This window comes from Kocuria cellulosilytica (assembly GCF_040981245.1).
Classification (GTDB): domain Bacteria; phylum Actinomycetota; class Actinomycetes; order Actinomycetales; family Micrococcaceae; genus Kocuria; species Kocuria cellulosilytica.
Map to the genome: position 1 here is coordinate 79,405 of NZ_JAVFWZ010000009.1, position 14,342 is coordinate 93,746.

Consider the following 14,342-nt stretch of genomic DNA (forward strand, 5'->3'; position numbering starts at 1 on the left):
GGCGGTTCCCCCTGGGGCCCGTGCCGGGCGCTCAGGACTCCGCCTGGCCCCGCCGCCAGTAGCCCATGAAGGAGACGTGGTCCTTGGGGATGCCCGCCGCGTCGACGCACAGCCGGCGCAGCGCCTTGACGGTGCCGGACTCGCCGGCGAGGAACACGTAGGGGACGTCGGCGCGCGCGGAGGTGGCCACCGACCACGCCCGGGGCTCGGCGGCGTCCTCGGCGATGCTCGCGGCGATGTCGCCGGCGGCGTTCCGCGCGGCCGGCCGGGCGGGCGCCCCGCCGCCGCGCTGCGGGCGGCGGCCCGCCAGGACGTCGTCCACGGCCCGGCCCGGCAGCTCGAGCAGGTGTGCCAGGCGCACCGCGGCCCGGTGCCCGTGCCCGGCCTGTTCCCCGCCCCCGGCGCGGGGCAGGACGTGCAGCCGCACGTCCGGCAGGTCGGCGGGCAGGCGGTGGGCGGCGGCGTCCTCGGGGTGCGGGACCTCGAGCACCACGTCGAGGCGGGGCCGGGTCCCGCCCGCGGAGGGCCCGGCGTGGGCGTCCGTGAACTCCTCCGCCACGGACATCAGGGCCGGGGCCGCGGTCTCGTCCCCGACGGCGAGCACGCGGTGGGCGCCACCGTGGTCCCACGCCGCCCAGGGCCGCTCCCGGGGGCCGGGCCCGAGCAGGTACACGCACTCGCCGGGGGACACCGCGGCCGCCCACCGGCTGCCGGGGCCGTCCTGGGCGTGCCCGCCGTGCACCACGACGTCGATCACGAGCTCGGGGACCACCATCCCGCAGAACGTGGTGCGGCGGACGCCGCGCACGGTGTAGGTGCGCATCCAGCCGCGCTCCTCGGCGGGCCGGGCGAACCAGCCCTCGCGCAGGCCCAGGGACAGGTCCGCCCGCTCGGGCTCGCGGCCCGGCGGCGGGACGAGCAGCTTGATGTAGGCGTCCCGGCACCGGGCGGCGTCCCCGGCCCCGATGAGGGCCGGGGACAGGCCGGCGAGCTCCGGGCCCGCCAGGGTGATCCGGCGGAAGGACGGGCACAGCTGGGCCACGGACGTCACGACGGCCTCGACGCACAGCACGGGGGCCTCGTGGGCGGCGGCCTCGGGGGCGGGGATGACGGTCACAGCAGGGTCCTTCCGATCTCGGCGGCCGCTCGGGGCGCGGGATCCAGGGGCACGGGAACGGCGGGCGGGACGGGGTGGGAGCCCTCGTGGGCCCGCCCGCGGGGCAGGACCACGGGCCGTCCGCCCACGGGGTCGCGGGCGACGTCCGCCCGGAGTCCGAAGACCTCGGCCAGCAGCTCGGGGGTGAGCACCTCGGCGGGCGTGCCCACGGCCACGATCCGCCCCGCGGCCATCGCCACGAGCCGGTCCGCCACGCGGGCGGCCAGGTTCAGCTCGTGCAGCACGGCGACGACGGTGGCCCGGCCGGCGCCCGGTCCCTCCGGGTGCTCGAGCCCCCGGAGCATGTCCAGCAGGTCCACCTGGTGCGCCAGGTCGAGGTAGGAGGTGGGCTCGTCGAGCAGCATCGTCCGGGCCCGCTGGGCCAGGGTCAGGGCGATCCAGACCCGCTGGCGCTGTCCGCCGGAGAGCTCCTCCACGGGCCGCCCCGCCAGGGCCGTGAGCTCGGTGAGCTCCAGCGCGCGGGCCACCGCTGCGTCGTCGTCGGGGGAGGGGGCGCCCCACCACCGGCGGTGCGGGTGCCGTCCGCGCTCCACGAGCTCCGCCACGGTCAGGCCCTCGGGGACCACCGGGGACTGCGGGAGGAGGCTGACCGAGCGGGCGTACCGGCGGGCGTGCCACTCGCGGACGTCGCGGCCGTCGGCCTCGAGGGTGCCGGCGAGCGGGCGCAGCTGCCGGGACAGGCCCTTGAGCAGCGTGGTCTTGCCGCACCCGTTGGCGCCGATGAGCACGGTGGTGTCCCCGTGCGGGATGTCGAGGTCCACCTCCCGCACCACGGCGCGGTCGCCGTAGCCCAGGGACAGCCCGCGGATCCGGAAGGCGGGGACGCCGGCCGCGGGATCCGCCACGGGACGCAGGTCGGGGCGCAGCTCGGGGCTCATGCCAGGGCTCCTCTCCGCTGCCGCACGAGCAGCCACAGCATCACGGGGGCGCCCACGGCGCCGGTGACCACGCCGGCCGGCAGCTGCACCTGCGCCAGCAGGTCGGCGCCCACGGAGTCGGCGACCACCACGACCACGGCGCCCACGAGGGCGCACGCCACGATCGAGGTCCGGCCCCGGGTCAGGGCGGTCGCCACCGGGGTGGACATCAGCGCCACGAAGGCGAGCGGACCGGTCGCGGCGGTGGCCACGGCGGCCAGCAGCACGCCCAGACCCAGGGCGAGGGCCCGGCTGCGCGCCGGGCGTGCCCCGAGACCGGCCGCGAGCTCCGGGCCCAGCTCGGCCGGCTCGAGCGCGCGGTGCACGGCCACGGCCGCGGGCACGGCAGGCGCCAGGAACGCCGCGAGGACGACGATCCTCTCCCACGTGGCGGCGTTGAGCGAGCCCGCGGTCCACAGGGCGGCGTCCTGGGCGGCGTTCAGGGACAGCTGCACCAGCAGCGCCGCGGTGAGGGCCTGGGCGAGCGCGGCCACGCCGATGCCGGCGAGCAGGAAGCGCTCGCCCACGATCCCGCCCGTGCGCAGGCGCACCGAGGCGGTGGCGATGAGGGCCGCGGCGAGCACGGCCCCGGCCAGGGCGGTCCAGGACACGGCCGTGCCGCGCAGGCCCCACACCGCGGTGCCGGCCACGGCGCCCGCGGCGGCGCCGTAGGTGATGCCCAGGATGTCCGGGCTGGCCAGGGGATTGCGCAGCACCCGGCGGAACAGGGCGCCGGAGCAGCCGAGCGCGGTCCCGGCGAGCGCGCCCAGCACAGCGCGCGGCAGCTTCTCCTGGAGCACGATGAAGCTCGCCCCGGGGATCTGCTCCCCGGCGAGGATCGCGAGGAAGTCGGGGACCGTCACGGTGTAGCGCCCGAGCAGCACGCGCACGGTCAGGGCCGCGAGCAGCGCCAGGGCCAGCAGGGCGACCGCCCGGCGGGTGCGGCGGGACCGATCGCGGCGCACCTCCCGGACGAGCTCCTCGGCCCCCGCCGGCTCGGGGGCGGCGGGGGCGGGGGCGAGCACGGTGCCGGTCACAGGGTCACGCTCCGTCCCCGGCGCAGCAGCGCCAGCAGCACCGGCACGCCGAGCACCACCGTGGTCACGCCCACGTGGATCTCCTGGGGCGGGGTCAGCACGCGGCCCAGGACGTCGGCGAGCAGGAGCAGCACGGGGCCGAGCACCGCGCTGAACAGGACGATCCAGCGGTAGTCGCCGCCGAGGAGACGGCGCACGGCGTGGGGCACGAGCAGCCCCACGAAGGCGATGGGGCCGGCGAGGGCCGTGGCCGAACCGGAGAGCAGCACCACGCCCACGAAGACGAGCACGCGCTGCAGGCCCAGGTCCACGCCCAGCCCGTGCGCGAGCTCGTCGCCCAGGGCCATGGCGTTGAGCCCCGAGGAGCCGCCGAGCACGAGGAGCACGCCGAGCAGGACGAGGGGCGCCACGGCGGCGAGGTCGGTCGTCTCGGCCCGGGCGACCGAGCCGATGCTCCAGAACCGGAAGCGGTCCAGCACCGCGGGCAGCACGAGCACCACGGAGGTGGTCAGGGCGGTGAAGCCGGCGTTGACGGCGGCCCCGGACAGGACCAGGCCCGCCGGGGTCGGGGCGCCGCCGCCGAGCCGGGACGAGCCGAAGACGAGCACCGCGGCCACGGCCGAGCCGGCGAGGGCCAGCGCGGTGAGCTGCCAGGTGGTCACCGGGCCGAGCCAGCCGATCCCGAGGACCACCGCGCACGCCGCGCCGGCGGTCAGTCCGAGTAGCCCGGGGTCGCCCAGCGGATTGCGGCTGACCCCCTGCATCCCGGCGCCGGCCACGGCCAGGGCCGCTCCCACCAGCACGGCCGTCAGGGTGCGGGGGATCCGGCTCTGCACCACGGCGGCGTCGATGCCCAGCCCGGCGGAGACCTGGGACCAGCCGCCCTCGAGCAGGGCCGCGGGCAGCCCGGTGAGCACGGCGAGCACCGTGGCCGGGTCCACCGAGCGGGCCCCCCAGAACAGGGAGGCCGCGGCCGCGGCCGCCAGCAGCAGCACGGCCGCGGACAGGGCGAGGCCCCGGCGCCGCGGTGCGGCGCCGGGGCCCTGCCGGGCGGGGGCAGCCGTGCTGGTGGTGCTCACCGGGGCCGCGGTCTCACTCGCCGCCGGCGGCCGCGGCGGCCTCGGCGATGTCCGGGACCACGTTCTCGAGCGCCCACGGGATGCTCAGGGGGGAGGCCGCGGAGACCGAGAGCACCTCCTGCGGATCGGTCTGGAGCACCAGGGCGCCGTCGGCCACGGCCGGGATCCTGCTGAGCAGGGGGTCGTCCTGGATGGTCTCGCGCACGCCCTCGTCCTCGGCCCAGCTGACGAACACGTCCGAGGTCAGCTTGTCGGCCTCCTCGGGGGACCAGGTGACGAAGAACTCGTCCTCCTTGCCCTCGGCGGCCTGCTGCACGGCCTCGGACTGGACCATGCCCAGGGACCCGAGGAACTTCGGGCGGTTGTCCACCGCGGTGTAGGCGAAGATCGGGTCTGCGGCCGCCGGGTCGATGGTGCCGTAGACGAAGGAGGTGCCCTCCAGCTCCGGGTACTGCTCCGCGGTGTCGGCGATCTGCTGCTCGACGTCCGCCACGACCTCCGCGGCCCGCTCCTCCCGGCCCAGGGCCTGGCCGATGAGCTCCGTGGAGTCCTGCCAGGAGGTCCCGTAGGCCACGGCGTCCTCGGGGAAGGCGACCACGGGGGCGATCTCGGAGAGCTTGTCGTACTCCTCCTGGGTCAGCCCGGAGTACGCCCCCAGGATGACGTCGGGCTGCAGCGCCGCGATCGCCTCGTAGTTGATCCCGTCCGTCTCGGCGTAGGTCTCCGGGGCCTCGGCGCCGGACTCCTCGAGCGCGGCGTCGAACCAGTCGGTGGACCCGTTCTCGTTGGCGCCGAAGTCCGTGGTGGGCACGCCCACGGGCACCACGCCGAGAGCGGTCGCCACGTCGTGGTTGACCCAGGACACCGTGGCCACCCGTTCGGGCGCCTCCTCGATCGTCGTCTCGCCGTACTCGTGCTCCACGGTCCGGGGGAACTCGCCGGTGGCGCCCTCCGCGGACGCGGAACCGCCCGCGGACTCCCCGCCCGCGGGGCCGGTGGAGCACCCGGTGAGGACCAGGGCGCCCGCCGCCAGCAGGGCGGCCGGGGCGAGGACGCGGGGCGCGGGGCGCGGAGCGGGGAACGGCGTGCGCGGAGCACGGAGGAGCAGAGAGGCCACGGCCACCCTTTCGGAGGTCGACGACAGGGCCGTCGGTGCGGAGCGGGGTGAGGCAAGGGTTGCCTAACCTTCGGAACAGCCATCACCCTAGGCCGTGATCCGGGCAATACGCAACACGAGCATGTGCTAATCCGGCCGGGGCGGTCGCCGGGTGGGCCTGGCCGTCTCCCGCCCGGTGCGTAGAGTGGGCCGGACGACCGATGCAGCGTTCCCCCGAGCCGGAGGAGAGAACCCATGGCGGCCGACCTCCCGTCCTCCGTCGACGTGCTCGTGGTCGGCGGCGGCCCCGCGGGTCTGTCCGCGGCCACCTGGCTGGGCCGCTACCAGCGCTCCACCGTGGTCGTGGACGCGGGGCAGCAGCGCAACCTGTCCGCCGAGGCCGCCCACGGCCTGCTGGGCAGGGATCCGACCACCCCGGGCGAGCTGCTGGCCGAGGCGCGTGCCGGGCTGGCGCAGTACCCGCAGGTGACGCTCCACCACGGAACGGTCGCCGGCCTGCGCCGGGACGAGGGCGGCCTGTTCCGCGCCGACGTCGACGGCGTGGAGATCTCCGCGGAACGGATCGTGCTGGCCACCGGGGTCCGCGACCAGGTGCCCGAGATCGCCGGCATCGCCGACCACTACGGCGTCGACGTGCACCACTGCCCCGCCTGCGACGGGTACACCGCCCGGGGCCGGGTGGTGATCGTCCTCGGCTCCGGCCGGCACGTGCCGGCCTACGCCGCGGAGCTGCTCGACTGGGCCGGCAGCGTGCGGATCGTCACCGGCACCACCGGACCGGCGTTCGACGAGGAGCAGCGCGCGGTCCTGGCCGACCACGGGGCCGAGGTCGTGGACGGGGTCGCCGAGGCGCTGATCGGGGCGCCCGGCGCCCTGGCGGGCGTCCAGCTGGCCGGCGGGGAGCTCGTGGAGGGGGACAAGGTCTTCTTCTCCTACGCGCACCACCCGGGCAACGACCTCGCGCGGCAGCTGGGCTGCGAGCTCGACCACGAGGGTCGCATCGCCGTCGACGGGTTCCAGCTCAGCAGCGTCGACGGAGTCTACGCCGCGGGCGACATCACCGCCGGTCTGCAGCTGGTGCCGATCGCCATCGGCAAGGGGGCGGCCGCCGGGGTGGCGTGCGCCACCTCGCTGCGGGGGCACCCCGGGGCGGGGCCGGCTCCCGCCCCGGCCCCGCCGACGCGCTGGTTCACCGCGCGCTGACGACCTCGCCCCGGCCGGGCGCCGGAGCGGCAGCTTCTCCGCGCACCGCCCGGCCGTCGAAGAGGGGCCACCGGACCGCCGCCCCGCGGTCCGTCCCCGGTCCCCGCGCGGCGCTCCGGCCCCGGCCCCTTCGTTAAGGCGTGTGTCCCGCTGTCTGTCCGCCGGACGGCCCCGGGGCATACAGTGCGGTTCTGCATGGATTTCTATTTCGGGGAGTTGACGGCAATGGCGCCGAAGACCGTGTTCCTGGCCTTCGCGGAGCAGGACGAGTTGTTCCGGGACGTGTTCACCGCACAGTGGTCCCGCGCCGGGGACCAGGCGCGGTTCCTGGCCCCGCCCGAGGACGGGGCGTGTCCGCAGCAGTGGCAGCGGGACGTGCGGGAGCGGATCCGCGGCTGCGACGGGGTGATCGCGCTGATCGGCGGGGGCACCTCGGACTCGCCCGCGGCGCGGTGGCAGCTCCGCTGCGCGGTGGCCGAGGGCAAGCCGCTGCTGGGCCTGTGGGTGGAGCCCGAGCACCGGGGCAAGCCCGCCGAGATGGGCCCGGCGCGCTGCGAGAGCTGGACCTGGGAGAACATCGGGGACTTCCTCGACGGCCTCTGACCCGGCCGTGAGCACGGCCGGGCCCCGCGGGCCCGGCCGTGCCTCGGGGGAGGGCGGCGGCGGTGCCGCGCCGGCTCGAATGGCGTTTCCGGGCGTCCTGTCCCAGGATTGACCGGTGCCCGACCACCCTTCTGCCGCAGACCCCGCCCCCGGCCACGAGCCCGTGCCCGAGCTGCTGGTCGGTCTCGTCCTCTCGCCCCAGATCGCCGGCGCCCTGCCCCGGGACCTCGCGGCCTCCGTGTCCGGGCCGCTGCACGAGCGCTATCCCGGGGTGCGCTGGCGGGTGAGCGCGGTGACCGACCGGCTGGTGGTCCCGCCCGCCGACGGCCTCGACCTGCTCGAGGCCGCGCGCGACCGGATGCTCGACGAGGACTGGGACCTCGTCGTCGTCCTCACGGACGTCCCGCTCAAGGACGGCCGCAGCCCGGTGCTCACGCAGCTGAGCCCCGTGCACGGCGTGGGCCTCCTCGCCGTCCCGGCCCTCGGCGCCCTGCACGTCGGGCAGAAGGTCCGGCAGGCGACCGTGCGGGTGGTCGGCCACCTGCTCGGCCACGACACCGAGGACGCGGACGACGCCGACGCGCAGGCGGAGCTCGTCCGGCGCGCACGGCAGCGCTCGGAGGACCTCGAGGACCGGCCCGAGGACAACGCCGTGCAGTTCACCGCCCGCGTGCTGGGCGGCAACGTGCGCCTGCTCCTCGGGATGATCCGCGCCAACCGGCCCTGGACCCTGGTGGTGCGGCTGTCCCGGCTCCTCGCCCTGGCCGCTGCCACCGGGGTGCTCACCCTGGTCGCCTCCGACCTGTGGCTGCTCGCCGCCGCCTACGGGCCCTGGCGGCTGGGGCTGCTGGCGCTGCTGTCGATCGCCGCGGTGACCGGCGCGCTCGTCGTCGGCGCCCGGCTGTGGGAGCGCCCGCGCCGGCGGGCCGAGCGGGAGCAGGTGGCTCTGTTCAACCTCGCCACGGCCGCCACCGTGGCCATCGGCGTGTCCGTCTTCTACCTCGCGGTCTTCGCCCTGTCCTGGCTGGGGGCGCTGCTGCTCGTGGACGGGGACGTCCTCGCGGCCGTGATCGGCGCCCCGGCCGGGGCGGTGGAGTACGTCAAGCTCGCGTGGCTGACCGCCACGCTCGCCACCGTGGGCGGGGCCCTCGGCGCCGGGCTCGAGGACGACGACGCCGTGCGCGCCGCCGCGTACACCCGCTCCGAGCCCTGACCGGGGCCGCCGCCGGGCCGCGCGACGGGCACCCTGACAGTCAGTAGACTTGGTGTTCCCGGGGTGGTCCCGGAGCCGATCCGGAAGGACACCATGGCCGCCACGCAGCAGAGCCCAGCGAAGACCCGCACGCCCCGCCTGCGGCGCAGCAACTGCCACCGTCCCGGGATCACCCGCCGCGGCCACGGCAAGGGCTTCTCCTACCGGCGCGCCGACGGCACGAAGGTGCAGGAGCCGGCCGAGCTCGAGCGGATCCGGCAGCTGGCGATCCCCCCGGCCTGGACGGACGTGTGGATCAGCCCCCAGCCCAACGGGCACATCCAGGCCACGGGCGTCGACGACGCCGGGCGGCGCCAGTACCTCTACCACCCGCGCTGGCGGGAGCTGAAGGACCGCGAGAAGTTCGACCGCGTCCTGGACTTCGGCGACACGCTCCCGCAGGCCCGCCCGGCCGTCACCCGGCTGCTGCGCTCCGAGGGCGCCACGGCCGAGAAGGCCTGCGCCGCGGCCTTCCGGCTCATGGACGAGGCCGCCCTGCGCGTCGGCAACGAGGAGTACGCCCAGTCGAACGGCTCCTACGGCGTGACCACCCTGCTGGTCCGGCACGTCCGGGTGGACGGAGCGGACGTGCACCTCGACTTCCCCGGCAAGAGCGGGCACCGCTGGACGCTGAGCCTCCGGGACGCCGACCTCGCCGCCGCGCTCGCGCCCATGCTGGAGCGCGCCCCGGACGAGACCGCGCTCGCCCACCGGGACGAGGACGGGCAGTGGACCGGCATCACCAGCGCCCGGCTCAACGACTTCGTGCGGGACCGGTGCGGCCCCGGCTTCACCGCCAAGGACTTCCGCACCTGGCAGGGAACGGTGACCGCGGCCATGGCGCTCGCCGCCCGCGCCGACACCCGGCCCAGCGAGAGCGCCCGGAAGAAGGCCGTGTCCGCCGCCATGCGGGAGGTCGCCGAGCACCTGGGCAACACGGCCGCCATCGCCCGCAGCTCCTACACGGACCCCCGGGTGATCGACCGGTTCATGGGCGGCGAGACCATCGACGCCGGCACCTACCGCGCCGCGGAGCGGTCCCTGCGCGCGTTCCTCACCTGACGGTGAGGACCGCGCCCCCTGGGCGTGCCGTTATCCTGGGACCATGCCTTCCCTGGACTCCCGGCCCCCCGGAGGGGCGCACCGCGCCCCCGCCGGTCCGGACGACACGGAGCCCCGAAGTACGGGTTCCCCTGACCGCACCGCCCCGTCCGAGGGGAGCGCCGCGTGCTAGAAGCATGGATCCTGCTCGCCGTGGCCGTCCTCCTGGTCCTCGGCAACGCCCTCTTCGTGGCCGTGGAGTTCGCCTTCCTGACCGTCAACCGCAACGAGGTCCGGGCCGCTGAGGAGGCCGGCGACCGCCGGGCCGCCGCCGTCGAGCGGGCCCTGACGAAGACCTCCACCAACCTCTCCGGCGCGCAGCTGGGCATCACGCTCACCAGCCTGATCGTGGGCTTCCTCGCCGGACCCTCGCTGGGCGTCCTCCTGGCGCAGGGGCTGGGCCTCGCCGGGCTGTCCCCGGCGGCCGCCACCGGCATCGCCACGACCGCCGCGTTCGTGATCGCCACGTTCACCCAGATGGTCTTCGGCGAGCTCGTGCCGAAGAACTGGGCGATCGCCGAGCCGATGCGCGTGTCCCGGCTCGTGGTCCACCCGCAGCGGATCTTCATGCTGCTGCTGGGCTGGCTGGTGAAGATCCTCAACTCCTCCGCCAACTGGGTGCTCAAGCTGCTCGGGTTCACCCCGACCGAGGAGGTGGCCAGCGCGCGCACGGCCGGGGAGCTGATGGCCGTGGTCTCCCGCTCCGGGGCCGAGGGCACCCTGGACCCCGGCACCGCCGAGCTGGTGGCCCGGTCCATCGAGTTCGGCGACCGCACGGCCGCCGACGTCATGCGCCCGCGCCCGCAGGTCACCTTCCTCGACGACCACACCGTCCAGGACCTCGTGGAGATCTCCGCCGAGACCGGTCACTCCCGCTTCCCGGTGGAGGGCGAGAGCGTCGACGACATCGTGGGCGTCGTGCACTTCAAGCACGCCCTCGCGGTGCCGTACGAGGACCGGGGCACGCGCACCGTGCGCGAGATCGCGGTCCCGGCCACGACCGTCTCCGCGTCCATGACCCTGGACCCGCTGCTGCGCGAGCTGCGCAGGCCGGGCCTGCAGCTGGCCGTCGTCGTCGACGAGTACGGAGGGACCGCCGGCATCGTGACCCTCGAGGACCTGATCGAGGAGATCGTGGGGGAGATCGACGACGAGCAGGACGAGTCGGTCGCCCGGTACCGCCGCACCCGCGACGGGGCGATCTCCGTGTCCGGGCTGCTGCGCCCCGACGAGCTCGGCGACGTCATGGGCCTCGAGCTGCCCGAGGGGGAGGAGTCCGACACCCTCGGCGGGCTGATGGCGGAGAAGCTCGACCGGCTGCCCCTGGCCGGGGACACGGTCTCGTTCGAGGCGGTCGACCACGTCCACCGCGACGACGACAACCTGCCCACCAGCACCGACGTCACCCTCACCGTGGTCCGGCTGGACGGGCACCGGGTGGACCGGATCGTCGTCCGGCGCGGCGACGGCCGCCGGGCCGACACCGGCGCCACGTCCGCCGAGAAGGCCGCCGGGACGTCCGCCGAGAAGGCGGCGCAGACCTCCTTCGGGAGGGCCGGCGATGCGGCCGGCTCCACGGCCGCCGACTCCGGGGGAGGTGGGTCCCGATGAGCGAGGGCCTCGCCATCCTGTTCCTGGTCCTGCTGCTGGGCGGCAACGCGTTCTTCGTGGCCGCGGAGTTCGCCATGGTCTCCGCCCGCCGCGACCAGATCGAGCCGAGGGCCGCGGCCGGCTCCGGCGCCGCCAGGTCCGCGCTGAAGGGCATCGAGGACGTCTCGACGTCACTGGCCGCCACCCAGCTGGGCATCACCGCCTGCTCCCTGCTGATCGGCGCCGTGGGGGAGCCCGCGATCGCCCACCTCATCGAGGGCCCCATGGCCGAGGCCGGGGTGCCCGAGGGGCTCGTGCACCCCGTGGCCCTGGTCATCGCCCTGCTGGTCGTCACCTTCTTCCACATGGTGATCGGGGAGATGGTGCCCAAGAACATGGCCATCGCCAAGCCCGCGGCCTCGGCCCTGCTGCTGGGCCCGGTCCTGCGGGTCTTCGTGCTGGTCTTCCGCCCCTTCATCTGGCTGATGAACCAGTCCGCGAACCTCGTGGTCCGGTACGTGCTGAAGGCCGAGCCCCGGGACGAGGTCGCCTCCTCCTTCACCTCGGACGAGGTCGCCGGGTTCGTCGCCGAGTCGGGCCGCGAGGGCCTGCTCGACGAGGACGAGATCACCCTGCTCACCGGGGCGCTGCAGTTCGAGCACCTCACCGCGGAGGACGTGGCCATCCCCGCGGAGCAGCTGCGCACCGTGCCCCGGTCGGCGACCGTGGCGGAGCTGGAGCAGATCTGCGCGGGCACGGGCTTCTCCCGGTTCCCCGTCCGGGACGACGACGGGACGCTGGTGGGCTACGTCCACGCCAAGGACCTGCTCGGGACCCCGGCGGAGCGCCGCCACGCCCCCGTCCCGCCGGAGGCGGTCCGGCGGCTCGGCACGGTGCCCGCCGGCGCCAAGCTGCAGCAGGTCGTGCGCGCCATGCAGCAGCGCAACGCCCACCTGGCCCTCGTCGAAGGACAGGGGTCGACGGCCGGGGCCGCCTCCGTCGTCGCGCTCGAGGACGTCCTCGAGGAGCTGGTCGGGGAGGTCCGGGACGCGACCAGCCGCCCGTCCTGAGCCGGCTCCGGCGGCGCGGGGCCCTCGAGGCCGCCGCGCCGCCGCACCGGCCGGGGCGGGAGCCTACTCGACGACGGTGACGGTGGCCTCGGTGAGATAGGGCTCGGACTCGCGGTTGACGAGGTGGTTGGCGGTCTCCTCGTCGGTGAGCCGCAGCAGCCGGTCGCGGTCGCCGGGTTCGCTGAACAGGTCGCCCGCCTCGACGGTGCCGGTGGCCTCGACCTCGTCCCCGGGGCGCAGGTCGGCGGGCATCTCCGTCACGAAGACCACGGTCTGCTCGTCGCCCATGGTCAGGAACTCCTCGCCGTAGATCCCCTCCACCTCGTTGGTCAGGGTGATCTCCTGCCCGACCAGCTCCTCGGTGGAGACTCCGGACTGGTCCAGCTGGGTCAGGCGGGTCTCGTCCTGGCAGGCGGTCAGCAGCAGCGCCCCGGTCAGGCCGGCCGCGGCGAGGGTCAGGGTGCGTCGGGTCATCAGCGTGCTCCTCGGGATTCGGGTGGGACGTGCTCCGGTCTGAGTGCATCGATCTGGGACCACCCACCCTAGCCGCCGGGGCCGCCCGGCGACACGGTGGCGGCCGCCGTCCCCGGCGCCCGGGCCGGAACCGGAGCGGCGGACTCCGCCGGGAGCGTCAGGACAGGTCCACGGAGGTGGCCGAGTAGCCGAAGCCGACGACGTCGTCGCGGCCGTCGCCGTCCACGTCCCCGAGCAGGCGCGGGAACCGTGCCGGGTCCCAGCCGGCCGACCAGCCGAAGGCGGTGGACGTCAGCTCGGGCCCGAGGAAGAAGTCGTCGTCCCCGTAGGCCGCGTGGACGCCCGCGTCGCCGAAGCCGACCACGTCCAGGATGCCGTCGCCGTTGATGTCCGCGAGGTCCCGCGGGTGCCGGTCGGTGCGCCAGCCCTGGGCGACGCCGAAATCGGCGAGCTCGAGCGACACCGGACGGTACTTCGGCTCGCCCGGACCGAAGGGCCTCGAGTAGGCGGCGAGGACGCCGCGGTGACCGAACCCGACCACGTCCGCGGGGCCGTGCCCGTTGACGTTGCCGACCGCCCGGGGGTGCTGGTCGACCCGCCAGCCCTGGGCGTACCCGAAGTCGGGGATCTCCAGCACGGGCTGGGTGAACGTGTCCCCGGGCGCCGAGAAGGAGGAGACGTACGTCCCGGCGTCCCCGAAGCCGACGATGTCGGCCGTTCCGTTCCCGTCCATGTCGGCGAGCATCCGCGGGTGCCGGTCGACCCGCCAGCCGCGGTCCCAGCCGTAGCTGTCGATCCGCTTGCCGGTGCCGGAGAAGGTGCGGTCCGTCCGGCCGTGCGAGACGGTCACGCCGGAGTGCCCGAAGCCGACGACGTCCGCCGCGCCGTCCCCGACGAGGTCCGCCAGCTCGCGGACGTGCTGGTCGACCCGCCAGCCCTGGTCCCAGCCGAAGTCGCGGACCGTCAGCGCCGGCGCCGTGAAGCCGCCGTCGGGCTGCGCGTAGGAGACGACCACCCCGGAGCGGCCGAAGCCGACGAGATCGGCGCGGCCGTCCCCGTCGACGTCGGCGACCTGCCGCGGGTGCCGGTCGGTGCGCCAGCCCTGCGCGGTGCCGAAGTCGCGGACCGTCAGCACCGGCGCGGCGAAGGTGCCGTCGGCCCGGCCGTGGGCGACGAACACGCCGGGATCGCCGAAGGCCACCACGTCGGCACGCCCGTCCCCGTCGACGTCGGCGAGCTCGCGCACGTGCTGGCCGACCCGCCAGCCGTCGACGTAGGAGAGGAAATCCTGGGTGGACACCGCGTGGGCCGGTCCCGCGAGGGCGATGCCGGTGGTGGCCAGGGCCGCCGCGGAGATCCCGGTGAGCAGGCGGGCCGTCGGTGAGCGTCTCATGCCGTCAGCGGCGGATGCCGCGCCGGAAGTACAGGACCGGACCCACGAAGTTGATCGCGATGACCGCCGCCCACTTCGCCTTGCCGCCGTCGACCTCCTCCGCGGGGCGCAGGGCGAGGTCCGCCCAGGCGGTGGCGGCCAGCGAGACCTGCACGGACGCCAGCGTCAGCAGCACGGTCTGCTGCCCCGGCGTCAGGTCCTTCCACCGGATGCTCCTCCGGCCGGTGCGCCTTCTCGTTCCGGTGCGCGTCATGGTCGTCCTCCCGGTGCTCGGGGACCCGGTGGTCCCGCGGCCGCGCCGTGGGCGGCCCCTGCCACTCATGCTGGTG

Annotated in this window: 14 protein-coding genes; 6 read left to right on the forward strand and 8 right to left on the reverse strand. The window is 75.6% G+C overall.

Annotated features, from left to right (window positions below; translation table 11 throughout):
• Window positions 1-31: 31 nt before the first annotated feature.
• Genes RCG67_RS13350 through RCG67_RS13370 form a run of 5 tightly spaced genes read right to left on the reverse strand, consistent with a single transcriptional unit; the run spans window position 32 to window position 5,333 of the window.
• Window positions 32-1,117 carry a siderophore-interacting protein gene (locus RCG67_RS13350; protein WP_368826925.1) on the reverse strand — a complete coding sequence of 362 codons (1,086 nt, stop codon included), beginning with the start codon at window positions 1,115-1,117 and terminating at the stop codon, window positions 32-34.
• Complete coding sequence (locus RCG67_RS13355; RefSeq protein WP_368826927.1) at window positions 1,114-2,055, reverse strand: ABC transporter ATP-binding protein; 942 nt, start codon at window positions 2,053-2,055, stop codon at window positions 1,114-1,116. Before RCG67_RS13355 ends, RCG67_RS13350 begins: the two co-directional genes overlap by 4 nt.
• On the reverse strand, window positions 2,052-3,131 hold the full coding sequence (locus tag RCG67_RS13360) for a FecCD family ABC transporter permease (RefSeq protein WP_368826929.1): 1,080 nt from the start codon (window positions 3,129-3,131) through the stop codon (window positions 2,052-2,054). Before RCG67_RS13360 ends, RCG67_RS13355 begins: the two co-directional genes overlap by 4 nt.
• A complete protein-coding gene (locus RCG67_RS13365) occupies window positions 3,128-4,210 on the reverse strand; it encodes a FecCD family ABC transporter permease (RefSeq protein ID WP_368826931.1) in 1,083 nt (360 codons plus the stop codon). Before RCG67_RS13365 ends, RCG67_RS13360 begins: the two co-directional genes overlap by 4 nt.
• A 13-nt stretch (window positions 4,211-4,223) precedes the next feature.
• The gene (locus RCG67_RS13370) at window positions 4,224-5,333 is read right to left on the reverse strand and encodes an iron-siderophore ABC transporter substrate-binding protein (protein WP_368826933.1); all 1,110 of its coding nucleotides are present in this window, start codon (window positions 5,331-5,333) and stop codon (window positions 4,224-4,226) included.
• 228 nt (window positions 5,334-5,561) lie between these two features.
• Here RCG67_RS13370 and RCG67_RS13375 point away from each other — a divergent pair, with 228 nt between their 5' ends.
• The 6 genes from RCG67_RS13375 to RCG67_RS13400 all read left to right on the forward strand — a co-directional run bounded on the left by RCG67_RS13375 (window position 5,562) and on the right by RCG67_RS13400 (window position 12,146).
• Window positions 5,562-6,530: an NAD(P)/FAD-dependent oxidoreductase gene (locus RCG67_RS13375; RefSeq protein WP_368826935.1), complete on the forward strand. Its 969-nt coding sequence runs from the start codon at window positions 5,562-5,564 to the stop codon at window positions 6,528-6,530.
• A gap of 225 nt (window positions 6,531-6,755) precedes the next feature.
• On the forward strand, window positions 6,756-7,133 hold the full coding sequence (locus tag RCG67_RS13380) for a TIR domain-containing protein (RefSeq protein ID WP_368826937.1): 378 nt from the start codon (window positions 6,756-6,758) through the stop codon (window positions 7,131-7,133).
• Window positions 7,134-7,248: 115 nt separating this feature from the next.
• Window positions 7,249-8,346, forward strand: coding sequence for a hypothetical protein (locus RCG67_RS13385; protein WP_368826939.1), 1,098 nt, complete (start codon window positions 7,249-7,251; stop codon window positions 8,344-8,346).
• Between the two features lie 93 nt (window positions 8,347-8,439).
• Window positions 8,440-9,447, forward strand: a complete 1,008-nt coding sequence (locus RCG67_RS13390; protein ID WP_368826941.1) for a DNA topoisomerase IB — start codon at window positions 8,440-8,442, stop codon at window positions 9,445-9,447.
• Between the two features lie 165 nt (window positions 9,448-9,612).
• The gene (locus RCG67_RS13395; RefSeq protein ID WP_368826943.1) at window positions 9,613-11,097 is read left to right on the forward strand and encodes a hemolysin family protein; all 1,485 of its coding nucleotides are present in this window, start codon (window positions 9,613-9,615) and stop codon (window positions 11,095-11,097) included.
• Window positions 11,094-12,146 (forward strand): hemolysin family protein, encoded by a 1,053-nt coding sequence (locus RCG67_RS13400; RefSeq protein WP_368826945.1) that lies wholly within the window; start codon window positions 11,094-11,096, stop codon window positions 12,144-12,146. The genes RCG67_RS13395 and RCG67_RS13400 overlap by 4 nt, the downstream gene beginning before the upstream one ends.
• A gap of 63 nt (window positions 12,147-12,209) precedes the next feature.
• On the opposite strand, the gene RCG67_RS13405 is transcribed toward RCG67_RS13400, so the two are convergent.
• The 3 genes from RCG67_RS13405 to RCG67_RS13415 all read right to left on the reverse strand — a co-directional run bounded on the left by RCG67_RS13405 (window position 12,210) and on the right by RCG67_RS13415 (window position 14,266).
• Window positions 12,210-12,620 carry a hypothetical protein gene (locus RCG67_RS13405; RefSeq protein WP_368826947.1) on the reverse strand — a complete coding sequence of 137 codons (411 nt, stop codon included), beginning with the start codon at window positions 12,618-12,620 and terminating at the stop codon, window positions 12,210-12,212.
• Window positions 12,621-12,777: 157 nt separating this feature from the next.
• Complete coding sequence (locus tag RCG67_RS13410; protein ID WP_368826949.1) at window positions 12,778-14,013, reverse strand: FG-GAP repeat domain-containing protein; 1,236 nt, start codon at window positions 14,011-14,013, stop codon at window positions 12,778-12,780.
• Window positions 14,014-14,017: 4 nt separating this feature from the next.
• The gene (locus RCG67_RS13415; protein WP_368826951.1) at window positions 14,018-14,266 is read right to left on the reverse strand and encodes a hypothetical protein; all 249 of its coding nucleotides are present in this window, start codon (window positions 14,264-14,266) and stop codon (window positions 14,018-14,020) included.
• Between the last annotated feature and the right edge of the window lie 76 nt (window positions 14,267-14,342).